The sequence below is a fragment of the Collinsella sp. LCP19S3_D5 genome, assembly GCF_052121415.1.
Classification (GTDB): Bacteria; Actinomycetota; Coriobacteriia; order Coriobacteriales; family Coriobacteriaceae; genus Collinsella.
This window is the reverse complement of the sequence record NZ_JBQKEH010000008.1, coordinates 42,127-66,654: the sequence shown is the minus strand read 5'-3', so window position 1 is coordinate 66,654 and position 24,528 is coordinate 42,127. Positions and strand designations below refer to the sequence as shown.

The window sequence follows — 24,528 nt, the reverse complement described above, 5'->3', positions numbered from 1 at the left end:
CCGATACGGGGGTCGACTGCCAAGTTAGTGCACCATCCTCGCCCTTCGTCTCGATCTGTAACATCTAGTTCCGTTTTTGCCGAGTTACTGTTACAGATTGAGACAAACAATTCGGCGGTTGCTTAACATCTCGATCTGTAACATCTGGCAGGGAAAATGACCTCTATCTGTTGCAGATCGAGATGTTGTTTTGCGAGGTTTTGGTTTGTCTCGATTCGTAACGTGTAGACCTGGTTTTGCCTCGTAACTGTTACAGATTGAGACAATTGGCCCAGACCCACCCCGTCCGCCCCGTCATCTGTGGTTTACGTGGGGGCATACGGAGTACGGGTATACTAACCGGCGGCGAATCTGCTCCATCGCTTAGAGCTGCTGCGTCTGGACGGCGCGTGATATGGCTGCCAAAGCGATCGCCAGCGTGCTGAGCAACGTCCTCTCTGTGCGCACCCGTTTTTGCATGTACTAGCGCACTACCAAGCACGCCCGCGCGGCCGCATGCCGTGCCCCTTGCGCGTGCAGATAAGGAACAACATCATATGCGTAATTCTGTATCCGACGTCACCGACGCCGAGATCCTGGACGAGACCCGCGAGGCCATGGCCCAGGCTGCCTTCGATGCGGCCGACGAGGCCAGCGCCGCCGAGACCGTCGAGTCCGCTACCGAGAACCTGCCCGCCTTTGACGAGCTGGGTCTTTCGGACGAGATACTTCGTGCCATCGAGAACCTGGGTTACACGGCGCCGACGCCCGTGCAGGCCGGCTCGATCCCCGTGGTGCTCGAGGGCCGCGACCTGCTTGCCGCCGCTCAGACCGGCACCGGCAAGACGGCCGCCTTTTTGCTGCCGACCATGAACAATCTGGAGCACATCGCTCCTCCCAAACCTGTGCGCGAGCGCGGCGGCCGTAACCGTCGTCGCGGTGCTAAAAAGCCCGAGGGCAACGGCCGCGGCCCCGTGATGCTCGTCATCACCCCTACGCGCGAGCTTGCCCAGCAGATCGACGAGGTCGCGAGCAAGATCGCCGACGTCACCGGTCATGTTGCCGTGACCGTCGTGGGCGGCGTGAGCTACAAGCCGCAGACCGCTGCCCTCAAGTACGGCTGCGACATCCTGGTCGCAACGCCGGGCCGTCTGGTCGATCTGATCGAGCAGGGTGCCTGCCACCTGGACGAGGTCAAGGTGCTGGTGCTCGACGAAGCCGACCGCATGCTCGACATGGGCTTTTTGCCCGCCGTTCGCCGTATTGTGCGCGAGACGCCGGCCGAGCGCCAGACGCTGCTGTTCTCGGCGACCCTCGACGAGGAGGCCGTGGGCGAGATCACCGATCTAGTGAGCGACCCGGCCCGCGTGGAGATCGCGCCCGCCACGTCGACCGCCGACACCGTCGACCAGTTTGTGTTCCCGGTGTCCATCGAGGCCAAGAACAACCTGCTGCCCGAGTTCCTCAAGAAGGAAGGCCCGGAGCGCACCATCGTCTTTATGCGCACCAAGCACCGTGCCGACAGCTGCTGCCGTCGTCTGGAGCGCAAGGGCATCAAGGCTGCCGCGATTCATGGCAACCGCAGCCAGGCCCAGCGCGAGCGCGCACTTTCGGCCTTCCGCGACGGTACCGTCGACGTGCTGGTGGCAACCGACGTGCTCGCCCGCGGCATCGACATCAGCGACGTGCGCTACGTCGTGAACTTTGACGTGCCGGCCGAGCCGACCGACTACATCCACCGTATTGGCCGTACGGGCCGCGCCGGCGAGCTGGGCTGGGCCATCACGTTTGTGACCGAGCAGGACGTGGATGAGTTCTACGAGATCGAGAAGCTCATGGACAAGACTGCCGACATCTACGAGGCCGGCGACTTGCACGTGGGCCCCAATCCGCCCGCGGTTGACCCCGAGCGGGACCCTGCGGCCTTTAAGGTGAAGAAGAAGACCAAGCGCGGTAAGTCCAAGAGCAAGAAGAAGCTTGAGCAGGCGCGTCGCGACGGCAAGCGCAACGGCGACGATTACGGCGATGTGGCCGGTCGTTCCAACCGCGGTCGCGATGAGCGTCGCGGCGACAGCGAGCGCCCGAGCCGTCCCAAGCGCGGCGGCAAGACCCGCGTGCGCGAGGGCGTTCAGGCTCGCGTGGACGAGGCCGTGGAGAGCGTGGCCCGCGAGGTGGCTGCCGAGGAGCGTGCAGGTGCTGGTGCCGTCGAGCCGGCCCCGCGCGGCAACCGTGCCGAGCGCCGTGCCAAGCAGTTCCAGGGCGAGGCGCACCGCCGTCGTCGTGAGGACGAGGACCGCGGCGGTCGTCGCCGTGTTGAGCGCGAGGACGAGGGCCGCGGTTCGCGCGGCGGCAAGCGCGGCGCGGGCGACCGTCGTCGTTCCGGTCGCGATGACGAGCGCGGCGGCCGCGGCGGCGAGTCCCGTGGCGGCAAGCGCTTTGAAGAGCGCGGCGGCCGCGGCGGTGAGCGTCGCGAGGATGCTCGCGGCAATGGCGGCCGCAGTGGCGCCGGCCGTTCTGGCGAGTCGCGCGATCGTCGCGACCCGCGTGCCAGTCGAGATCGTCGCGATGACTGGCGCAACTACGACGATACCCGCGAAGAGCGTCGCGGCGGCCACCGTGGCGGTCGCGGCGGCAACCAGGCCGGCTCCCGTGGTGGCCGTGCCGGCGGTCGCGATAACCGTGGCAGCTATGGTAACAATCGTGGCGGCAAGCGCGGCGGCAGCTCCCGTCGCCCCGGTGACGGCGGCGGCAAGCGCAAGTAACATACGCGTCGCGCGGTAAGGCGACACGAGTTTGGGCCTCGAGCAGACTATGCTCGGGGCCCTTTTTGGTGCAAGGGGACGGGTTCATATGCACCAACGTCTTGAAGTTGCGGTGGAGTACGGACTGTTTTGGCCTTTTGAGCGGCTTTTCAGTCCCTATTTCACCGCAACTCATGATTGGTGCAAAGTAACCTGTCCCCAAGGCACCAAACAAGGAGTGTCCCCAAGTGTCGCCTAAATACCGTTTATCGAAGAAAAAATACCGTTCATCGGTCATAATGGTTGTTCCGGCTTTGGGCTTGTCTACAATAGCTTCCGTAAAAGAAATGCGGAAGGTTACCGAGTCCCTCGGACGTGGGCCTAACCAAAGTCTTTGAACGGGTGTGTCTCTATGGATGCATTCGCTTGATTTTGGTTGGGCTATATTTATGAAGGGACATGCTACCGTGGGTTTCTTTTCTCGCCTAATGGGCGGTTCGGATGAGCAGAAGACTGCAGCTTCCGAGTTCGAAATCCTCGCTCCCGTTTCCGGCGAGCTTGTTCATCTAGAAAATACCAATGACCCCGCTTTTAGCAGCCGTGCGGTGGGCGATGGCGTTGCCGTGGTTCCCCAAGAGGGAACGGTGTGCGCTCCTGTTTCAGGCACCGTCGCGGCGCTGTTTCCGACTGAGCACGCGCTGGGCATCATGTCCGACGACAGCTCTGCTCAGGTGATGCTGCATATCGGAATCGATACTGTTAAGCTTGAAGGCAAGGGCTTCCATGCGCTTGTTGCCCAGGGTGACCATGTCGACGCGGGCCAGCCCCTCGTCGAGGTCGATTTCGACGCGGTCCGCGCCGCCGGCTTCGATCCCACGGTCTTCGTTATCGTGTGCGAGCGCTCAGAGAACTCGACTCTTCGTGAGCATGCTTCCGGCCCTGTTGTTGTTAAAGAGTCTGTCGTCTGGCTTTCTGAGTAAGTTCTTGTGGTGGGTACCGTGGTTATCAAGCGAGTTTTTAACAACAACGTCGCAATGGTCACTTCGGACGATGGCTCCGAGCTCATCGTCATCGGTCGAGGCCTCTGCTTTGGCCGTCATGCCGGCGATGCCATCGATGAGGCGTCGATCGAAAAGACCTACGCGTTGCAGGAGGGAACTTCTCAGGATTCGCGTACGATTGACCGCTTGGCGCATCTTTTGGAGTCCATCCCCACCGTCAACCTCGTGATTGCCGAGGACATTGTTCAGATGCTCCGTCGAGAGCTCAATGTTGATATCAACGACAAGATTCTCATTGCTCTCGCAGACCATATCAGCCTTGCTTTGGAGCGCGAGCGCAAGGGCGTCTCCTGTGAGAATCCGTTGCTGCTCGAGATCCAGCAGTTCTATCGCAAGGAGTATGCGCTTGCGGGCCGTGCGTTGCAGATTGTCAAGGAGTATATGGGCATCCAGATGAGCGAAGAAGAGCAGGGTTTCATTACGCTGCACATCGTCAACGCCACCATGCCGCAACGCTCCGATCGTTTGATTGTTTCGGTCCAGCTTGTTCGTGACGTGCTCGCGATTGTTTCCAAGCGCTATGCTACGACCCTCGATGACACCTCGCTGCCTTATGAACGTTTCGTTCGTCACCTGCAGTTTTTCGCACAGCGAGCGCTCGATCCCGCGGCAGGGCAAATCAACGGCGACGCGCTGTTCCGAATCGATGAAACGGCATATCCGTGCGCATTCTCGTGCGCGGACGCCATAGCCGCCCACTTGTCGTCTACCTATAACGTTGTCGTTACCAATGCCGAGAAGAGTTATCTCGCGTATCACATTGTTAACCTGCTTGGAGAACCTGGTCTCTAGGCATAACGTGCCCACACATCGATTGATATAAGGCAAGGCTCACGGTCTTGTCCAGGGCACATCTGTCTTAATTTGCGGAAAAGGAAGGGGAGTACCGCTATGACCGCAAAAAAGAAGTTCAATTTCAAAGCGCCGTTGGAGGTGTTCGCGAAGTCAATCGTCCAGCCGATGATGTATCTCTCGGTTGCCGGCATTCTGCTCGTCGTGGGCATTATTCTGACCAACAAGACCATCTGCGCCATGGTCCCTGTGCTGGGCTTCGGTCCGTTCCAGCTCGTGGGCGCCGTTGTCTATCAGTCGCTGATGTTTATCATCAACAACCTCTCGATTCTGTTCTGCGTGGGCATCGCCGGCGCCATGGCAAAGAAGAACAAGGGCCATGCTTCGCTGATCGCCCTGATGTCGTTCTTCCTGTTCCTGCAGGCTAACAACATCGTGCTCAACGCCACCGGCTCTCTTGCCGAGGCGAGCGGCATGCTCGGCCTTACCGGAACTGGCCAGAGCACCGTTATGGGCATCCAAGTGCTCGATACCGGCGTGTTTGGCGGCATCATTCTTGGTTGCATCACCGGTGCCGTATTCAACAAGTACTCGAACAAGCAGTTCCCCATTGCCCTGTCGATGTTCTCGGGCGTTCGCTTTCCGTTCCTGATCATGATCATCATCTCCTGGTTTATGGGCGCTGGCTTTTGCATCGTTTGGCCTCCGGTTCAGGGTGCTATCTCCTCCGTTGCCGGCATCATTAAGGATTCGGGCAACATCGGTCTGTTTATCTACGGCATGCTCAACAAGCTGCTCGTTCCCACCGGTCTGCACCACCTCATCTCCATCCCGTTCCAGTTCTCCGATGTGGGTGGCACCCTGACGCTGGGCGATCAGGTTATCGCCGGCGCCTATCCCATCCGTGTCGCCGAGATGGCAATGACGGGCCAGCCCTTCTCCGATAGCACCTACTTCAACAGCTATGCCTTCAACAACCTGTGGCCCTACATCGGTATCGGTCTCGCCTTTATCTTCACTGCTTACAAGGGGAACAAGGACAAGACCAAGGCTGTTATCATCCCGCTGATCATCACCGTCGTGCTCTCCTGCGTGACCGAGCCCATGGACTTCCTCTTTGTCTTTGCCGCTCCCGTGCTCTTTGTCGTTCACTCGGTTCTTTCCGGCATCTTCCTGGTCCTGCTCAAGGTCCTCTCCGTGCCCGCTTCGACTGCAGGCGGCATCATCAACGTCGTGGTTTCCAACCTGGTCCTGGGTGTCGACAAGACCAACTGGCCGGTTATGCTGGTGCTTGGAGTCGTCAACGCCGCTCTGTACTTCTTCCTCTTCACCCTCCTTATCAAGAAGCTCAACCTCCACACTCCCGGTCGCGAGGAGGAGTCCGAGCTCGCCGAGTCCGTTGCCGAGGGCGAGGCCGCCGCATCTGTTGCGGTGAAGCAGGGCGCTGTTGCCGCGGCTCCCGCAGAGGGCGTCGATGCAGGCATTGCCGACCTGGTCGCAGGTCTTGGCGGCAAGGACAACATCGAGGAGCTCGAGAACTGCTTTACGCGTCTCCGCGTGAACGTTAAGAACCCGGACCTCATCGATGAGGACCTCATCAACCACGTGCCCAACAGTGGCATCAACCGCAACGGCAACAATATCCAGATCATCTTTGGCATGAAGGTCGCCGAGATGCGCGACAAGGTCGAAAACACAATTGAGAAGGAGCAGTAAACAATGATCATTACTCTGTGTGGTGGCGGATCCACCTTTACCCCCGGCATCGTCAAGTCCATCGCCCTGCGCAAGGACGAGCTCGATGTTGACGAGATTCGTCTGTACGACATCAACGAGGAGCGCCAGCGCAAGATCGGCGTGCTCGTGGACTGGATTTTGCACGAGGACCTCGGCCTGGACATCAAGCTCACGGTGACCACCGACAAAAAGACGGCTTTTACCGACGCGAGCTTCGTGTTTGCCCAGATGCGCGTGGGCGGCTATGCCATGCGCGAGCAGGACGAGAAGATTCCGCTGCGTCACGGCTGCGTGGGTCAGGAGACTTGCGGTTGCGGCGGCCTTGCCTATGGCATGCGTACCATCTTCCCCATGGTCGAGCTGATCGATGACGTTGAGAAGTACGCCAAGAAGGACTACTGGATTCTCAACTACTCTAACCCTGCCGCCATCGTCTCCGAGGCCTGCCGCGTTCTGCGTCCCAATGCTCGCATCATCAACATCTGCGACATGCCGATCGCGATTATCGACGTGGTTTGCGCTGCGCTCGATATCGACAAGAAGGATGTCGAGTACGATTACTTTGGCCTCAACCACTTTGGTTGGTTCACCTCGATCCGCCACAAGGGCGAGGAGGTGCTCCCGCAGCTGCGCGAGTACATCAAGGAGCATGAGATTCTGCTGGCCGATTCGTACCTCAAGGGCATGAGCTCGCTGATGTCCAAGAAGCCCGAGGAGGCCACCGACGAGCATCCCGAGCAGAACCGTCACACCAAGGGCAGCTGGTACTACGTCTGGAAGGGCGTGTACGAGATCATGGAGTGCTTCCCGGAGTATCTGCCCAACACGTATCTGAACTACTACCTGCAGCAGAAGGAGTTCGTCGAGCACTCCAACCCCGAGCGCACCCGTGCGAATGAGGTCGAGGAGACGCGCGAGAAGAACCTTTTTGATGGTATCGATCACTACGAGAAGACGGGCGAGATCGACGAGAGCACGTTCTATGCGGGCAGCCACGGCGACTGGATTGCCGACCTGGCTATCGCTCTGAAGAACGACACCAAGCAGCGCTTCCTGGTCATTTGCGAGAACAAGGGCGCTATCCCCAACATGCCCTACGACGCCATGGTCGAGCTGCCTGCCTACATTGGCAAGAACGGCCCCGAAGTCATCAGCCGCGACAACATTCCGCTGTTCCAGCAGGGCCTCATGATGCAGCAGCTGAACTCCGAGAAGCTCCTGGTCGAGGCTACGATCGAGGGTTCGTACGAGAAGGCGCTCAAGGCCTTTACGCTGAACAAGACCGTGCCGTCGATGAAGGTCGCCAAGGAGGTTCTCGACGACATGATCGAGGCCAACAAGGGTTACTGGCCCGAGCTTAGCTAAAGGCAGAAGACGCTGGCGCAAAAGAGTCGCTGACCGCAAAACATGATTAATGCCTCGTCCGCGTGCTTGCGCGGACGAGGCATTTCCGTTTTGCGCAAAGGATTGATACGGGGGATGGGCTCTCTGACATCAACGCAGGGCATGAGGTTTTCTGCTGACGCGCGGCGGCTGCGGTGCCCGGGCGGACACGCCGGGGATTTCGCCCGCTGCCTGGCGCCCTTGCCGCCATCCGGCTTTCGCGCTCGCATTCTTTTGGATGCGGGCGTGTTTTTCGTGGCGCGCACGGGTCCCCCGGGGCGCGCCGTGCATTTTTGGGAGTTTTCAGCAAGCCGGGGTGACTGCATACGCGCCGGAATCGTCTTTTTGAGCCAGCGGGATCCTTCGGCAGGCGATTTGGGTTGGCTGACGGCGTCCGGCGCGGCGATAACGCGCGTTTCGCGTCGCGCCGTGCCCCAAAACGACGCCAATCGCGCGGCGTCCACGATTCGCGGCACCGCCTGCGGGGGCCGCGATGCTGAAAACTCCGGTTTTTGCACGGTACAAGCGGGGGTACGTTGGGACGAGAAGGGGTGCCCCCGTCTTTTTATGCATGACGCAAGCGAAATTATGCAAGACAATAGGGCGCCATGCGCCGGATACCCAGCCTGGGCGCGCCATACGCCGACGCTTAGGCCCTCGATATCTCGGACATCATCACGCTCTAAATACTAACCCAGCAACAAAATAATCCGTCTTTTCTCCGTCCCCATGGGATCGGGTGTGGTATTCTATCTGCCGGGTATAACTTAGGAATACCAAGTAATACCAACGCCGCAGAAACAAACTCCAGATGCGGGCCAATCGGGTTGCCTTCACAGCCCGTCGCCCAGCCGCGTGGCCCGCATCTATCCGCACCACCGTTGTTTCAAAAAGGAAGCGCCATGGCAGAACACATGACCCCGGTTGTCGCGAAGGTCTTGCCCGAGGAAAAGGCGGCCTTCGCGGCGGCAACCCAGCTCGTGGGCACCACGCCGTCCAACGCCATCCGCATGTTTATCGCCGCGTTCAATCGCTGCGGCACCTTCCCGTTCGACATTTCGCCCAGCGGGGCCTTTGGCACTGCACCCGATTCTCATCAACAATGACTGTCCCAAACTGCCGGTACTTGGGGACGTTACTTGTCTGCCGGCAGTTAGGGTAGTCGTTGGGGACGTTCTTAAATGACTACCTGTCGGGAGGAGGTTGGCATGCTCAATGCGATGATTTGGGCGCTTGCCTGTTTTGGCGTCGTCGCTGTCGATATTGCCCTGAGCGTCGTTTTGTTCTCCGCCCTTGGCGTCGCATCGGTGTTCATGGGTTTTTCGATCGATGACCTCGACATTCAATTGCTTCAGGCCGCCGCTCAGACGGCGTCGTTTTTGATGGCGCTGCTGTGGTGGCGTTATCTGTGGCCGCGCTCGTTTATGACGCGTTCGCAAAGCGAGCATCCGCTCGGCGGGGGAGCGCGTGGGGCGTGGAAACGCATCGCCTGCGTTATCGTGATCGGTCTGGCCCTGCAGGTGGTCGTTAGCTACGTGACCGACGCCGTGCTGTCGCTGTTGCCCGATGCCGCAGCCGACTACAGCGAGCTTGTCGAGGAAACGGGCATGGGCGATACCAGTCCTCTTGCCGTCCTGACCACGGTGCTCGGCGCGCCGTTTTGCGAAGAGCTCCTGGTGCGCGGTGTCATCTTTGAGTTTTCGCTGCGTGCGTTTAATCCCCAGTGCCGTCCGCTCTGGAAGCGCCGGCGTCGTGCGAGTGCGCAAGACGGCGCCATAGTGCCCTGGGCGGCCCCAAGCACGTGGGGTGTCGCCGCGGCGATTATGCTGCAGGCGGCAATCTTCGGTTTTATGCACATGAATTGGGTGCAGGGTTGCTACGCGGGTGCCGCCGGCCTCATCTTTGGTTGGGTGCTCGTAACGACCGGAAAGCTCCGCTACACGATCCTGCTGCACTTTGCCTTTAATGCCGGGTCGTATCTCATGGGCATGCTGTGGTTTGTGAACACGCCGGTCGACGTGGTGGTCACGGTCGCTATCGCCGGCGTCATCCTCGTTGAGGCAATGCGCTCGTTGCGCCACGCGTGTGGGATGGACGCAGCGAGCGCATTGCTGCCTTAGTTGCGGCGACCGCCTCCGTTGGCACCCTGACGCCCCTGAGCTGCGCGGTTGCGTCCGGCGGTGTTCTGCGCGCGCGACATGCCGCCGTGGCCCTTGCCGCCCTTGGGCCCCTTGGCTCCAGCGCCGCCAGCGCCACCGTGGCCCTTGCCGCCCTTCTTGCCGGTGCCATGTCCGCCGCCGGCAGATGTCTCGCCCGGGCGTGGCGGCACGGGACGGATCAGGCAATGCTTGGTGTAGCCGATCAGGTCGCGACGGCCGGCTTTCTCTAGCGCCTCGCGCACGAGCTTGTAGTTCTCGGGCTTGCGATACTGGATGAGCGCGCGCTGCATGGCCTTCTCGTGCGGGTCGCGCGCCACATAGATCGGCTCCATGGTGCGCGGGTCCACGCCGGTGTAGTACATGCACGTCGACATGGTGGACGGCGTGGGGTAGAAGTCCTGCACCTGCTCGGGCATGTAGCCCATGTCTCGCACGGCTTCGGCAAGGTCCACGGCTTCCTTCATCGTCGATCCGGGGTGGCTCGAGATCAGATACGGCACCACGTACTGCTTGAGTCCGTACTCGCGGTTCAAGCGTTCAAATTTACGGCAGAATGCGTCGTAGACGGCTCGGCTCGGTTTGCCCATCACGGAAAGCACCGCGTCGCTCACGTGCTCGGGTGCTACGCGTAGCTGGCCCGAGACATGGTGCTCCAGCAGCTCGCGCAAAAACTCGTCCGAGGCATCGGCCATGGTGTAGTCGAAGCGGATGCCGCTGCGGACAAAGACCTTCTTGACGCCCGGCAGCTGGCGCAGGTCGCGCAGCAGCTGGGTGTAGCCGCTCTCGTCGACCACCATGTTCTTGCACACGCTCGGCCACAGGCATCGCTTGTTCTTGCATACGCCGTGCTTGAGCTGCTTGTCGCAGGCGGGACGGCTAAAGTTGGCCGTCGGCCCGCCCACGTCGTTGATATAGCCCTTAAACTCGGGATCGCGCGTGAGCAGCTCGGCCTCGCGCATGATCGAGTCGTGGCTGCGCATCTGCAGCACGCGGCCCTGGTGGAAGGTGAGCGCGCAAAACGAGCATTCGCCAAAACAGCCGCGGTTGGAGCTGATCGAAAACTTGATCTCGGCAAAGGCCGGCACGCCGCCCGCTGCGTCGTAATCGGGATGCCAATCGCGTGCGTAGGGGAGCTCGGCCACCTCGTCCATCTCGTCGGTGGTGAGCGTCGCCGACGGCGGGTTCTGCACCACATAGACGCTGTTGGGGTAGGGCTCTACCAGGCGATGTCCGGTGATGGGGTCCATATTCTGCTGCTGCACGTTAAAGCTGCGCGCGTAGTTGAGCTTGTCGGCGGTAAGGTCGTCCCAACTGGGCAGCAGGTCATAGTCGTAGACCTCGTCGAGCGAACCCGTGCGGTAGACGGTGCCATTGATATAGGTAATCTGATCGACGGGCAGTCCCGCGTCGAGCGCGTCGGCGATCTCGACAATCGCGTGCTCGCCCATGCCGTAGATGAGGATGTCGGCGCCCGAGTCGAGCAGTACCGAGCGCTTGAGCTTGTCCTGCCAGTAGTCGTAGTGGGCCAAGCGACGCAGGCTTGCCTCGATGCCGCCGATGATGATGGGGGCGTCCTTGAATGTCTGGCGGATGAGGTTGCCGTAGACCGTGACGGCACGGTTGGGGCGGTGTCCCTCCTCGCCACCGGGGGTATAGGCGTCGGTGTGGCGGCGGTGCTTGGTCACCGAATAGTGGTTGACCATGGAGTCCATGTTGCCGGCGCTGACGAGAAAGCCCAAGCGCGGCTCGCCGAGCACGGTGATGCTGGCGGGGTCGGTCCAGTCGGGTTGGCAGATGATGCCCACCTTGTAGCCGTGCGCGTCGAGGACGCGGCTGATGATGGCCATGCCAAAGCTGGGATGGTCCACGTAGGCGTCGCCGCAGATGTAGACAAAGTCGCACTGGTCCCAGCCGCGCGCATCCATGTCGGCGCGGCTGACGGGGAGGAACTTATCGCGGCCCGGGCGCCAGGGGCGGACAGGCGCTGCCGGGACATGCGCGGGGCGCGAGCCCTGGGCTTTGCTTCCACGCTTTTGCTGCTGGCCGCGTTGGGCATGCTTGCCGTGCTGGTTGTGCTGAGCGTCCTGGGGCTTTTTTGCCACGATTCCTCCCGGTGTTTGTATACTGCACGTAATTGTAACCAGTCTTTTTGGGACGGGGCTAAAAAGACTGGTGGAGTACACGAGGTGTCGGGTGTCGATGCCGCGCCCGCAGTTTGTTTCCAGACGGTGTATCTGCGCGTTGGGGAGTCCGTCTCGCGGGCGCGCCATGTTGTCAATGGGTTACAGTATGAACGGCGGCTATGTTTCCGCCAACGCACGAGAGGGTCGTCAACAAGGAGGGCGCACGACGATGCAGCGTGCCAAACAGATATCGGAGTCTATTGAGCTGGGCATCATCTTGGCGCTCGCCGGTGGCTTTATGGACGTTTATTCGTACATTGGGCGCGACCATGTTTTCGCCAACGCGCAGACGGGCAACATCTTGCTGGTGGGCGTGAGCATCTCGGAGGGCAATTGGGCGCTCGCGGGGCGCTATTTCTTCCCTGTGGTGTCGTTTGCCGTGGGCATTATGCTTGCCGACCTGGTACACGAACGGTTTGGAAGCGTGATTCACTGGCGCCAGGTGACGGTGTTTTTTGAAGCCGTCATCTTGCTGGGCGTGAGCTTTATCCCCGGTGGCGGCTACAACTTGCTCGCCAACTGCCTCATCTCGTTTGCCTGCGGTATGCAGGTCGAGAGCTTTCGCAAGATCCACGGTCACGGCATTGCCACGACCATGTGCATCGGTAACCTGCGCAATGCGCTGCAAAACGTGGACGACTACATCATCACCCACAAGCGCGGCTTTTTGGAAAACGGCCTGCTGTACTTTGGCGTGATCTTTACCTTTGTGTTTGGCGCTGTGCTGGGAAACTGGTGTATTGAGCGCATGGGGCTGCACGCTATTGCGGTGGCGAGCGTGCTGCTGTTCGTGGCGTTTGCCATCATGTTTATCGACCGCGAGCGCGACCTGCGTTTTCGCTGGAAGCGGGCCTGCGAAGATTGGAAAGAGGCCTGCCAAAAATAGCGGCAGGGTGTGGCAAGGGGCTGACCCCTTGCCACACTGATCAATAATGGGGAGGGGGCGGTCATCTCGGCCGCCCCTTTTTTGTTTAGTGGTCAGGCGGTGACGATACCAGTTGTTGAAACGCTTTAAATAATCTGACGTTCTCACGCGTTTTTCGCTTCAAAAGCGTTAGGATGGGAGCCATAGCGTGGGGCGTAATGGGTGCCCCGCACACGATGGGAGGCTATCAATGGCTAATCGTTTCGTTCTCAACACCATCTCTTATCATGGTTCCGGCGCCATCAAGGAGATCCCCGGCGAGCTCCAGCGTCGCGGCTACAAGAAGATTTTCGTCTGCTCCGACCCCGATCTGGTCAAGTTTGGCGTTACCGCTAAGGTGACCGACGAGCTCGATGCCGCCGGCATCGCTTGGAGCCTCTACTCCGAGATCAAGCCCAACCCCACTATCCAGAACGTCAAGGACGGCGTCGAGGCCTTCAAGGCCGCCGAGGCTGATGCTATCGTGACCGTCGGTGGCGGCTCCTCTATGGACACTGCCAAGGCCATCGGCATCATCATCAACAACCCCGAGTTCGCCGATGTCCGCAGCCTCGAGGGCGTTGCTCCCACTAAGAACCACGCCGTGTTCACCATCGCCGTGCCGACGACCGCCGGTACCGCTGCTGAGGTGACCATCAACTACGTCATCACCGACCCCGAGAAGGTTCGCAAGTTCGTGTGCGTCGACACCAACGACGCCCCCGAGGTCGCCGTCGTCGACCCCGACATGATGGCTTCCATGCCCGCCGGCCTGACCGCTTCCACCGGCATGGACGCTCTGACCCACGCCATCGAGGGCTACACCACCAAGGGCGCTTGGGAGCTCTCCGACATGTTCCACTTTGAGGCCATCAAGCTGATCAGCGAGAACCTGCGCGACTCCGTTGCCGAGGCCAAGTCCGGCCAGCCCGGCTCCGGCCGCGAGGGCATGGCTCTTGGTCAGTATGTTGCCGGCATGGGCTTCTCTAACGTTGGCCTGGGCATCGATCACGCCATGGCTCACACCCTGTCCGCTCACTACGACACCCCGCACGGCGTCGCTTGCGCCATGCTGCTGCCGATTGCCATGGAGTTCAACAAGCCGGTTTGCGCCGAGCGCCTGGCCAAGGTAGCCGTCGCCATGGGCGTTGACACCACGGGCATGAGCACCGATGAGGCTGCCGACGCCGCTATCGCCGCCGTTAAGCAGCTCTCCGCTGACGTGAACATCCCGCACGTCTGCGAGGCCATGAAGGCTGACGAGATCGAGGTCCTGGCCAAGGACGCCATGGCCGATGCCTGCTTCCCGGGCAACCCGCGCGAGGCGACGCTCGACGACGTCATCGAGCTCTTCAAGAAGATCTGCCCGGCTGCCTAACATGGTTCGGCGGGCCCCTGCCCGTTAGCCCCACAATCGTCCTCGGACATGTCGGAGGCCCCGCTGCGCACTACGTGCGGCGGGGCCTCCTTCTGTCCTGCGGAAAGATTGTGGGGCTAACGGGCAGGGGCCCGCCGGCTCGTTATCGTGGTGGGCGCCGCTCTGAGAAGCCCAATGGGTTGTCTCGCTAGGTAAAAAGATGGTTCGCGGTGGTATTGTTGCTGTGGGTTTAAATCGATATGAAAGGGTGACTTTGGTGTCCAAGATGGATTCTACGCTCTCCTATATTACTGACCAGTTGAAGGCGCTTACCTCGATTGCTTCGCCTACGGGCTATACCCGTGCGGCGACTGATTATCTAATGGAAACGTTGCGCGATATGGGCTTTGGCCCCGAGCGTTCCAATAAGGGCAACGTGCTGGTTGAGCTTGGCGGCGAGGGCGAGCCGCTTGTGTTGGCGAGCCATGTCGATACCCTGGGCGCCATGGTGCGCTCCATTAAGGACAATGGTCGCCTGCGTCCCACGACGCTCGGCGGGCATCAGTGGTCTACGGCCGATGGCGAGAACTGCACCGTCTACACGCGCGATGGCAATGTGTACACGGGTGTGGTCCTCAATACCGAGCCTTCGGCGCACGTGGCCGACGAGCCGGTCAAGACCATCGAGAAGAACATGGAAATCCTGCTCGATGAGAATGTCGACAGCAAGGATGACGTGCTTGAGCTGGGCATTCAGACGGGCGACATCATCGCTATGGACCCGCGTACCACGGTGACGGAGAGCGGCTACATTAAGAGCCGCTTCCTGGATGACAAGCTGTCGGCCTCCATTTTGCTGGGCTTGGCGCGTGCCGTCGCCGCTGGCGAGGTGACGCTTTCGCGCAAGGTTTCACTGCTCTTTACGGTGTACGAGGAGGTCGGCCACGGCGGTGCCTTTGTGCCGGCCGACACGCGCGAGATGATCAGCGTGGACATGGGCTGCGTGGGCGACGATCTGGGCTGCACCGAGCGCATGGTGTCGATTTGCGCCAAGGATTCGGGCGGCCCCTACAACTACGATCTGGTGACCACGCTGTCCAATATCGCGCGCGAGCTCGAGCTCGATTACGCCATCGACGTGTACCCGCATTACGGCTCGGACGTTGAGGCCACGCTTTCTGCCGGCTACGACATCCGTCACGGCCTGATCGGCCCCGGCGTGTACGCGAGCCACAACTACGAGCGCAGCCACATGGACGGCGTTCGCAACACCTACGAGCTGGTTCGCGCCTACGTTCAGCGCTAGGGGAGCAGCTTGCGACTCGGCTGACCAATCGCTAAGGCCCGATTTCTCGGGCTTTTTTTCGCTTTGGGTCGTTTAGTATTATGATATATGTAATCTATTAACTAAACGTTTAAATTACTTAACGAGGTGATGCGGTGTATGGATACGTCTGAGTACTTGTCTATGGGTGATGCTGCCCGCCTGCTGGGCGTTACGAAAGCCCGCATATCTCAACTTGCCGCATCGGGAACGCTCGCGTGCGATATTGTGGGCGGACGGAAGATGGTCGAGTACAATTCCGCGGTCGCTTATCAAAAGGTCCGCAAACGTGGACGCCGTCCTGCGGCCGATGTGGGGCGCAAGTTTACGCTGATGTCGGCCGACCATGAGGCCGCGCATGTCTCATTTGATCCGTCGCGCGAATTTCCCTTCGAAATCGCGGAGGTCCTCGATGCACAACGAATGCCGTTTGGCACGTGCTCGAGCTCTTCTCCTACGGTGAATAAACGGGAGCTCAACGTGTGGTGGAGCCATCGGTCGGTGCCCGATGTTCGCCCCGGACTCGTCTCGCGCTATCGTGAACTGGGAATTGCCAGTGGCATCGAGGTCCCGGTTCAGTGCCTGGGCCTCTCGCTTTCGGATTGCTATTGGCTGCGGCCGGCAGAATGCGACGGGCTCAAATGGCGAAACCTCAATTACTTCGAGAATGATTTTGAGCGATCGGCGCCCGAGGGACGTTCGGGTTGGCTGGAGGGCATCGGTCTTAAAAATCCGGATAACACGTCCGAGGGCGAGCTCCCTAAATCGTGGATGATCCGAAACGGCATTCGCGTCTTGGCTAAAGGTTGCGGCATGGACGATCAGCGTCCCTTTAACGAGGCGGTTGCAACGGCTCTACATCGTCGCTTGTTGTCGGAGGGCGAGTTTGTTCCTTATACGGTTGAGCGGATGTTCGATGGCCCTGTGTGTCTGTGCGACGACTTTCTTGACGGCCGCGAGGAATACGTTCCGGCTGTTTACGTTAAGGGCGCACTTGGTAACCAGCGGGGAAACTCGACATACGACCGGTACTGCCGCTTCCTTGGTAAGCATGGAGCAGACGAGGCTGCCGTGAGAAGGTCTATGTCGCAGATGATTGTCTGCGATGCCCTTTTGGCCAACAGCGATCGCCATTGGCGAAACTTCGGCATCATCCGCAATGTCGACACCCTGGAGATAAGGCCTGCTCCGCTGTTCGATAGCGGCAACTGCCTGTGGTACAACGTACCAACTGCCGTGCTCGCAGCTGGGGAGTTTGGGTTTTCTGCTAAGCCGTTTGGGCCCGACCCTTCCGTCCAGCTGGCGCTTGCGGACTCACTCGATTGGTTCGATTCATCGCGGCTCAACGGATTTGTTGATGAGGCGATCGAGATTCTTTCGCAGAGCGAATGGGCCACAGCGGAGGGCCGGCTCGAGTCCATTTGCCGCGGCCTCGAGCGTCGCGTTATCGAGGTGAATGCTGCTGTTGAAGTGCTTCGACACGTGCGGCGATAATCCTGCAGCTACCTGATGGCGGCAGTTACCGTGCCGCCGCCCAGGACGACGTCGCCGCGATAGATAACGACGGCCTGTCCGGGGGCGACGGCGCGCTGCGGCTCGTCAAAGGTCAGAAGCATCTGTCCGTCGGCGCCACGTGTAAGGGTCGCTGCCTGGTCCTTTTGACGGTAGCGGTACTTGGTGCCCACGCGAATGTCGCCGGACGTGAGCTCTGCCTCCATGCGGTCGGCAGGGGCGCTCCAGATCCAGTCGTTGGCCGTGAGTGCTGTCGCCGTCAGGTCCTCAGCCTCGCCCAGATGCACAATGTTGTTGGCGGCATCGACGCCCGTTACATACACGGGGCGCGCCATCGCGACGCCCAAGCCCTTGCGCTGGCCGACGGTATAGCGCAGTGCGCCGTTGTGGCGTCCGACCACGCTGCCGTCGCGCCATACAATATCGCCCGGCTCGGCGGCATGCCCACAGCGGCGCTCGATATAGCCCGCGTAGTCGCCGTCCGCGATAAAACAGATATCCTCGCTCTCGGCCTTCTTGGCGTTGATGAAGCCCTGCTCGGCGGCAATGCGGCGCACGTCGCGCTCTTTGTCCAACCCTGCCAGCGGAAAGATTGTGCGTGCCAGGCGCTCTTGCGTGAGCGAATACAAAAAGTAACTCTGGTCCTTCTTGGAGTCTTCGCCGCGGTGCAGCTGCCAGGTGCCATCGGGCGCTTGGCTCGTTTTGGCGTAGTGACCCGTGGCAATGTAGTCGCAGCCCATATCGAGCGCCGCGTCGAGCAGCGCGCCAAACTTAATATGGCGGTTGCAGATGATGCACGGGTTGGGCGTCAGCCCCTCCTGGTAGGCGGTCACGAAGCGCTCGATAACGTTGCGGTCGAAGGCCTGCTGCAGGTCGAGCACATGGTGAGGTATCCCCAGGCGATCGGCGACGGCCTTTGCATCGGCGATGTCGCGGTCGACCTTGCTCATGCCCGTGACGGGATCGGGCGCAGGGCAGGTGAGGCGCATAGTGGCACCGACGCATTCGTAGCCTTGGCACTTGAGCAGATAGGCAGTCACGCTGGAATCGACGCCGCCGCTCATGGCGACGAGCACGCGCTTGTTGTGCATGGGGAGGTTCTCCTTGGTGGCATGTGGCCAAAAAAGAAAAGCGGCGCGGGAGGCTGGTTCCGCGCCGCAGACATTGTAGCAAGTTCGGACGTCTCGTGGGACACCCTGACGGGATGGGCTCAGACCGCCGGGAGAGAGGAGGCAGGTTCGTCCCTGAGCTCAACCTATGGGAAAAAAGGCTCTAGTCCTGGAACAGTGCCGTGGACAGGTAGCGCTCACCGGTATCGGCGAGCAGTGCGACGATGGTCTTGCCCTCGTTCTCGGGGCGCTTGGCCAGCTGCAGCGCGGCCCACACGGCGGCACCGGACGAAATGCCCACGAGCACGCCCTCCTTGTGGCCCACGGCGCGGCCGGTGGCAAAGGCGTCGTCGTTCTCGACGGGGATGATCTCGTCATAGACCTGGGTGTCGAGGACGTCGGGCACAAAGCCGGCACCGATGCCCTGGATCTTGTGCGGACCGGCCTGGCCCTTGGAGAGTACCGGGGAGGTGGCGGGCTCGACGGCGACAACCTGAATCTCGGGGTTCTGCTCCTTGAGGAACTCGCCCACACCGGTCACGGTGCCGCCGGTGCCAACGCCGGCGACGAAGATGTCGACCTTGCCGTCGGTGTCGTTCCAGATCTCGGGGCCGGTCGTGGCCTTATGGATGGCGGGGTTGGCGGGGTTCACGAACTGGCCGGCGATGATGCTGTTGGGGGTCTCCTTCTGCAGCTCCTCGGCCCTGGCGATGGCGCCCTTCATGCCCTTGGAGCCGTCGGTGAGCACGAGCTGTGCGCCGTATGCCTGCATAAGCTTGCGGCGCTCGACGGACATGGTCTCGGGCATGGTGATGATCACCTTGTAGCCGCGAGCCGCCGCCACCGAGGCGATGCCGACGCCGGTGTTGCCGCTCGTGGGCTCGATGATGGTATAGTCGCCGCCGCGCACGAGCTTGCCGGCCTTCTCGGCCTCGTCAATCATGTTCTTGGCGACGCGGTCTTTGACGGATCCGGCGGGGTTGAAGTATTCCAATTTGACGAGCACGCGGGCCTTAAGGTCCTCATCGGCCTCAAAGTGAGTGAGCTCCAAAAGCGGGGTGTGGCCGATAAGCTGATCGATGGACGTATAAACCTTGCTCATGGTGAACCTCCAAAGTGTTCAAATGACTGGATACCGTGTGGTTTTACGGTGGCCTAGTAGATAAACCCATAAACCTTATAGGTTGCTCATTTACCTGTTGGCAAGCATAGTAGACACTAAAGCCTAGTAATGCAATAGGAAATAGGAGATTATTACGAGCCGATTAACCACCTTGACTGGAATGGGTATTTTCAAAGCCAATTTTTCGGCTAGAATTTCAACGGATTAAAAGACCGAAAGGCAGCACTATATATGTTGGTTTCTACTAAGGGCAGGTACGCCCTGCGCGTTATGGTCGACCTGGCCGAGCACCAGGCGGCCGGTCGCATCCCGCTCAAAGAGATTGCGGCGCGACAGGGGATTTCCGAGAAATATCTCGAGAACATCTTGGCTACGCTCGTGCGCGCCAACATGCTCTCGGGCATGCGTGGCAAGGGCGGCGGCTACGTGCTCACGCGCCCGCCCGAGCAGTACACGGTGGGAGAGATCTTGCGCCTGACCGAGGGCAGCCTGGCGCCGGTCGCCTGCCTGGATGGCGACTGCAAGGGCTGCTCGCGATCTGATGAGTGCCCCACGCTCGACGTGTGGAAGAACCTGGACAAGCTCATCAACGACTACCTCGACGGTGTGACGCTCGATGCACTCGTCGCCCCCAACGGGGGCTACGACTACGTCATCTAGCCCCACCAGCCATTTGGGGACGGGGTAGAAATGGTAGATTTTCTTGTCCTCTGAGGCCTGACAAAGGCGAAGGCCGTCCATCGTTGCGATGGACGGCCTTCGTTTTGGCGTGTTGTGGCGGTCCGTATCCGGTTGCTTTAGTTCCTGGCGATGCTGTCGAAGATGCTTCGAGTGATGGACACCAAAATGCTACCCATAAAGGCCGACCCAAAGCTGGCAATGGAGATGCCCGCGCCCAGCAGATTTACCGATAGGTAGCTGGCAAGCTCGAGCATAAAGCTGTTGACTACAAGCTGAAAAATACCCAGCGTGATAATGGTGAGCGGCAGCGAGATGACCGTCAGGAGCGGCTTAACGAGCGAGTCGACGACGTTGAGGAACAGTCCCACAAAGGCAAAGCAGACCCAGGCGTCGGCCATGCCGAAGGGCTGAATGCCGGGGACGAGGAACGTGGCGATCGCGATAGCGATTGAGGTCAAAAGCCAGTTGAGCAAGAAGCGCATGGTGGGTTCCTTTCCGGTGCGCGTGACGTGTTGGTGGCGCGTAAGCTCGTTTGCCGCGGCGAATCGGACGGTTGCCTTGGCGTGCGCCTCTGCGTTGGGCGCCCATTGTCTCAGATATTCGTGGAGCTTGCGTGCGCATTCGGTTTCAAAACGGCGTTCGTCCTAAAAAACGCGCCGCTGACAGAGAGTCTTGTCACTTTAGTTTGGTGGTGTGCTAAACTGCTACGGGCAAAAGCCACATGCGTTGCCCTATTGCATAGAATGGGCGAACGATGCCCGGTGCCAGTATCAACTTCGATGCCTTTTGGCGGGTTTGGCGGTGATCGATGAATATCGAGAACATGTTTGACAAGCCTGATGTCAAGCAGCTAGTCCACGCATTTAGTCTTTTGGACGACGAGAAAGATATCCAAGCGTTTTTGACCGATATCTGCACACCGCGCGAGATTTGCGATCTATCGCAGCGTCTGCAGGTCGCGCGCTACCTGGACGAGGGCGAGCCCTATGTCGAGGTTCAGGTCCGTACCGGCGCTTCGTCCACCACGGTGAGCCGTGTATCCAAGGCGCTCAACGGCGAGTACGGTGGCTACCGCAAGATCCTCATTAAGCTGGAGGATGGCGAATAGGCCGCGGCAAAACGAATTGTGAAAAACCGCTCCTCCGGGGGCGGTTTTTATATGTCGAATAATTGGTGCAAAGGGGCCAGGTTCGCTTGCACCAATGTGGCGCAAGCGAACCTGTCCCCCTTGCACCGACGGACGAGTCTGCCCCCTTGGCACCAATGTGGTGCAAAGCGACTTGTCTCCAAAGCGCCAAAAGATGAAGCTGCGGTGGCAATGTGTCCGCTTGGGCGGGTAGGATGGATGCATTGATTATTGCGAACAGTTTGAGTGGAGGGCCATGCCTGTTCGAATCTATACCACTAATGCCGGCACGGATTTGAGCGATGCCGAATCGGCGCTGCTTGCCGACCTTATTGCCCGCCACGGGCGTGCCGTGCTGCTGGCGCCAACGTTTGCCGAGCTCGACCTGTGCCGTCATGATGCGGCGGAAGCCGGCGTTTCGCTGGGCATCGATTACAAGACGCCCGCGTCGTGGCTTCGCTCGCTTTGGGAGCTTTTGGGCGACGGGCGCGGTTTCGTCGACAACCTGCAGCGCCAGATGCTGTTTTCGGACATGGTCACGCGTCTCGATGATGTCGACCTGCAGCCGCTTTCGCGCAGCCAGGGCGCGGTGCGCATGCTTGCGCGCATGGCCCGCGATGTGCTGCCAGGTGTGGCGGGGACAGCTGCCGAGCGATGCCGTGGCAACAATTGCCGGCCTGAGCCAAAAAGCGATGCCGAGGCTCGTGTGTTCGAGCTTTTGCGTGCCTACGCGGGCGGTTTGGACCGTCGAGATATGGTCGAGCCCTGCGAGGCGGCTGACATTATGGCCAGCGCCCTGGCCGATAATCTGCCGGCGTGCGCCCGTGCCGTCTGTGTACGCGGCGTCACGTCGTTTACGCACGGTCTGCTCGAGCTGCTGTCTGCTGTGGCGAACAGTGGGGGAGAGGTCGTCGTGCTGCTTGCTCGCGAGCAGGCGGCGATGCGCGAGGAACTTGCCGCGGCATTTGATGCCAGCGGTGTGCTGTTTGAGGTCGCGCCGCTGGGGGAGGACGCCGTCGCGTCTGATGCCGCTTGTGGAGCTACCGCTCAGCCTGCCTTTATTGAGGTCGCTGGCCCCCACGCCCGTGCTCATGCTTATGCGGACGCAATTGATGATCTGGTAAAAGCGTGCCAGGGTTTCGGGGCCGACGATACCGCCGGCCTCTCCGCCGACCCCGTACGCGTGCTCGTTGTTTCTGCCCGGGCACCCCAGCTGTTCGGTGAGCTCGCCTCTCGTCTGGCGGCTCGTCATATCGCTGCCGAGACAACTGAATTCACGGCGTTTTCCCAATCCATTGCGGGCAGGCAGTTTGCGGCGCTTGCCAGCTTGATCGAGCGCATGAAGGCGGCCGATGAGGGTGTGGCGTCAAAGACCGAGTGGTGGCCCGCGCCGGAGCTTACCGACTGGATCTACAGCCCGCTTTCGGGCGCTGATGCAGCCAATGCCCGTATCTTCGATAAGAATATGCGTCTCTCGCGTAGCAAGACTACCGCGGGCGCTAAGAGCCTGCTGCAGAGCGTGCAAGGCCAGGTGAGGGGCGCACGCAAGGCGGCGAGCGACGAAAACTGGTTTAAGAACGTACCGTGTGTGGTCTCGGACGTGTTCCAGGCACTGTGGCGCGACAAGCCCGTGACGGCGGTCAAGGCCATGCTTGCCGTTGCCGAGGCGTTGCCCGATCGCTCGCTGGGCAGCCTGGATGGCCAAGCTCGTCGCCAAGCGGAGACGGCCCTGCTGCGCCACGCCATCGACATCCTTATGAATGACGCCCGCGCGCTCGACGTGTCGCAGGCCGCGACCGTGCCCGTGCTCGATGGCATTCGCACCAAGGTGGACAAGCGTAGCACCGCCTACGATTACGAGACCTACGAGGTTGACGGTGCGCCACGTGCCCAGGTTCGCTTTGCCTCGCTTGCCGATGCGGCGGCTCTGCGCCCCGGCAGCTACGATGCCGTGCTGTTTGCCGATGTCGATCTGGACAGCTATCCGCTCTCACACGAGGAAGGACCGCTGGCCACGTTGGCTGCGAGCCTTGGTCGCGAGGGCGTGACGCTTGAGCCTGCGGCCTTGTTGCGCGTGCGCTTTGGCCACGCGATGCGGGCGGCACGTGGCCCGGTTGCGCTTGCGCGCGTGACGCACGATCGCCAGGCGCGCGAGTGCTATCCGGCTGCCGTGTGGACCGAGTTGCGGGCGCATGCCGAGGCCACCGGTGCCGCTCAGGTGACATGCGTGGGCGAGGGCGATATCGTAGGTGATTTTGACCCTGCAGCCGGCAAGGGCCTCAAGCGCGAGCGCGTGGCATGCGAGGCTCCTCAGCATTTGAGCGAGGCGGCCGTGCCATATCTGGTCTTGCGCCGTCGGGACGGCGAGGGCGAGGACGCGCCGCTTGTACCGCGTCTGACGTCTGCCTCGCAGATCGAGGCCTATTCCACCTGCCCGCTGTGCTGGTTCGTCTCGTATCGCGTTAAGCCCCAGTCTATCGACGCGGGTTTTGGCAACATGGAGAAGGGCAACTTTGTCCACGACGTGCTGGAACATCTGCATGCCCGTTTGCCCCAAGAGGGCATGGAGCGTGTGACGCCCGAAAACCTGCCGCGTGCGCAGGAGCTGCTGCACGAGGTCTTTGCCGAGACCTTGGCCGAGCACGCCGGCAAACGTGGCAACGAGGGCCCGCTGGTGCCGCTCTCGCCGGTGGAGGAGCGTCAGGTGGCCGAGATCTTGCCGCAGCTGGAGGGCGTGCTTGCTTACGAGTCCGAGGCGCTTGCCCCCTTCGCTCCGCGCTACCTGGAGTTTGCGTTCAACGAGCTCCAGGTCGAGTATGCCGGTTGGCCGCTCGGCGGGCGCATTGACCGCGTGGATGTGGATGCCGAGAATCGCGCTGTGGTGATTGACTACAAACATCGCACGGGCGTTGAGGAGTTTAAGCTCGCCGATCCTACGGTGCGCGACGAGGAATCGGGCACGGCGCCCATCGACGATCCGCGCTGGTTGCCGCCACATACCCAAACGCTCATCTACGCCCAGGCCATGCGCCGGGCGCTGGATTTGGATACCCGTGCGGCGCTCTATTTTTCGACCAAGGGCGGCAAGCCCGCGTTGCGCGGTGCCGCGAGCGCCGAGCTGCTCGAGGAGGAGCGTGGCGACGGTCGCATCCCGGGCCTTAAGAAAGGTTTCCCCGGCGAGGGTGGCAGCATGGACTTCGACGCCCTGCTCGATCGCGTGGAGGCCGGCATCGCCGAGCGCTTGCGCGAACTCGAGGCGGGCAACGTCACTGCTGTCGACCCGGCGTCGACGCAGGCCGCGCATGCCCGCTGCTCGTATAACCACGAAGGAACGTTTGTAAGGAGGGACGTGTAGAC

Annotated in this window: 18 protein-coding genes; 14 read left to right on the top strand and 4 right to left on the bottom strand. The window is 60.8% G+C overall.

Translation table 11 applies throughout. The features are described from left to right. The first annotated feature begins 536 nt into the window (after nucleotides 1-536). From ACTQXO_RS04835 to ACTQXO_RS04805, 7 genes are all read left to right on the top strand, one after another. The gene (locus ACTQXO_RS04835; protein ID WP_427793338.1) at nucleotides 537-2,741 is read left to right on the top strand and encodes a DEAD/DEAH box helicase; all 2,205 of its coding nucleotides are present in this window, start codon (nucleotides 537-539) and stop codon (nucleotides 2,739-2,741) included. A gap of 446 nt (nucleotides 2,742-3,187) precedes the next feature. Continuing rightward, the gene (locus ACTQXO_RS04830) at nucleotides 3,188-3,700 is read left to right on the top strand and encodes a PTS sugar transporter subunit IIA (protein WP_427795715.1); all 513 of its coding nucleotides are present in this window, start codon (nucleotides 3,188-3,190) and stop codon (nucleotides 3,698-3,700) included. 18 nt (nucleotides 3,701-3,718) lie between these two features. Next, entirely contained in the window at nucleotides 3,719-4,573 is an 855-nt protein-coding gene (locus ACTQXO_RS04825) for a PRD domain-containing protein (RefSeq protein WP_441032987.1), read from the top strand. 99 nt (nucleotides 4,574-4,672) lie between these two features. Continuing rightward, nucleotides 4,673-6,289, top strand: a complete 1,617-nt coding sequence (locus ACTQXO_RS04820; RefSeq protein WP_441032990.1) for a PTS transporter subunit EIIC — start codon at nucleotides 4,673-4,675, stop codon at nucleotides 6,287-6,289. Nucleotides 6,290-6,292: 3 nt separating this feature from the next. Then, nucleotides 6,293-7,675 (top strand): 6-phospho-alpha-glucosidase, encoded by a 1,383-nt coding sequence (locus tag ACTQXO_RS04815; RefSeq protein WP_427795718.1) that lies wholly within the window; start codon nucleotides 6,293-6,295, stop codon nucleotides 7,673-7,675. A gap of 920 nt (nucleotides 7,676-8,595) precedes the next feature. Then, the gene (locus tag ACTQXO_RS04810; RefSeq protein ID WP_117647680.1) at nucleotides 8,596-8,799 is read left to right on the top strand and encodes a type II toxin-antitoxin system RelB/DinJ family antitoxin; all 204 of its coding nucleotides are present in this window, start codon (nucleotides 8,596-8,598) and stop codon (nucleotides 8,797-8,799) included. Nucleotides 8,800-8,901: 102 nt separating this feature from the next. Continuing rightward, the gene (locus ACTQXO_RS04805) at nucleotides 8,902-9,813 is read left to right on the top strand and encodes a lysostaphin resistance A-like protein (RefSeq protein WP_441032247.1); all 912 of its coding nucleotides are present in this window, start codon (nucleotides 8,902-8,904) and stop codon (nucleotides 9,811-9,813) included. Here ACTQXO_RS04805 and ACTQXO_RS04800 read toward each other — a convergent pair. Then, complete coding sequence (locus tag ACTQXO_RS04800) at nucleotides 9,810-11,954, bottom strand: YgiQ family radical SAM protein (protein ID WP_441032249.1); 2,145 nt, start codon at nucleotides 11,952-11,954, stop codon at nucleotides 9,810-9,812. The two genes, ACTQXO_RS04805 and ACTQXO_RS04800, sit on opposite strands and share 4 nt — an antisense overlap. 250 nt (nucleotides 11,955-12,204) lie before the next feature. On the opposite strand from ACTQXO_RS04800, the gene ACTQXO_RS04795 reads away from it, so the two are divergent. From ACTQXO_RS04795 to ACTQXO_RS04780, 4 genes are all read left to right on the top strand, one after another. After that, complete coding sequence (locus ACTQXO_RS04795) at nucleotides 12,205-12,921, top strand: YoaK family protein (RefSeq protein WP_154515938.1); 717 nt, start codon at nucleotides 12,205-12,207, stop codon at nucleotides 12,919-12,921. A 229-nt stretch (nucleotides 12,922-13,150) separates the two neighbouring features. Then, nucleotides 13,151-14,317, top strand: coding sequence for a lactaldehyde reductase (gene fucO / locus ACTQXO_RS04790; protein ID WP_154515935.1), 1,167 nt, complete (start codon nucleotides 13,151-13,153; stop codon nucleotides 14,315-14,317). A 265-nt stretch (nucleotides 14,318-14,582) separates the two neighbouring features. After that, nucleotides 14,583-15,602 (top strand): M42 family metallopeptidase, encoded by a 1,020-nt coding sequence (locus ACTQXO_RS04785; protein WP_441545510.1) that lies wholly within the window; start codon nucleotides 14,583-14,585, stop codon nucleotides 15,600-15,602. Between the two features lie 138 nt (nucleotides 15,603-15,740). Beyond that, nucleotides 15,741-17,114, top strand: coding sequence for a hypothetical protein (locus tag ACTQXO_RS04780; RefSeq protein ID WP_441545506.1), 1,374 nt, complete (start codon nucleotides 15,741-15,743; stop codon nucleotides 17,112-17,114). Between the two features lie 8 nt (nucleotides 17,115-17,122). On the opposite strand, the gene mnmA is transcribed toward ACTQXO_RS04780, so the two are convergent. Both mnmA and cysK read right to left on the bottom strand, forming a co-directional pair. Further along, a complete protein-coding gene (gene mnmA / locus ACTQXO_RS04775; RefSeq protein ID WP_441545509.1) occupies nucleotides 17,123-18,346 on the bottom strand; it encodes a tRNA 2-thiouridine(34) synthase MnmA in 1,224 nt (407 codons plus the stop codon). A 58-nt stretch (nucleotides 18,347-18,404) separates the two neighbouring features. Next, entirely contained in the window at nucleotides 18,405-19,343 is a 939-nt protein-coding gene (cysK, locus tag ACTQXO_RS04770; protein ID WP_441545505.1) for a cysteine synthase A, read from the bottom strand. Between the two features lie 252 nt (nucleotides 19,344-19,595). Here cysK and ACTQXO_RS04765 point away from each other — a divergent pair, with 252 nt between their 5' ends. Then, a complete protein-coding gene (locus tag ACTQXO_RS04765) occupies nucleotides 19,596-20,024 on the top strand; it encodes an RrF2 family transcriptional regulator (RefSeq protein WP_154515923.1) in 429 nt (142 codons plus the stop codon). 137 nt (nucleotides 20,025-20,161) lie between these two features. Here the strand turns inward: ACTQXO_RS04765 and ACTQXO_RS04760 are convergent, their stop codons facing one another. Continuing rightward, on the bottom strand, nucleotides 20,162-20,527 hold the full coding sequence (locus ACTQXO_RS04760; RefSeq protein ID WP_427717799.1) for a phage holin family protein: 366 nt from the start codon (nucleotides 20,525-20,527) through the stop codon (nucleotides 20,162-20,164). 326 nt (nucleotides 20,528-20,853) lie between these two features. On the opposite strand from ACTQXO_RS04760, the gene ACTQXO_RS04755 reads away from it, so the two are divergent. After that, on the top strand, nucleotides 20,854-21,153 hold the full coding sequence (locus ACTQXO_RS04755; protein WP_154515917.1) for a YerC/YecD family TrpR-related protein: 300 nt from the start codon (nucleotides 20,854-20,856) through the stop codon (nucleotides 21,151-21,153). 274 nt (nucleotides 21,154-21,427) lie between these two features. Next, complete coding sequence (locus ACTQXO_RS04750) at nucleotides 21,428-24,526, top strand: PD-(D/E)XK nuclease family protein (RefSeq protein WP_441545504.1); 3,099 nt, start codon at nucleotides 21,428-21,430, stop codon at nucleotides 24,524-24,526. The last annotated feature ends 2 nt before the right edge of the window (nucleotides 24,527-24,528 follow it).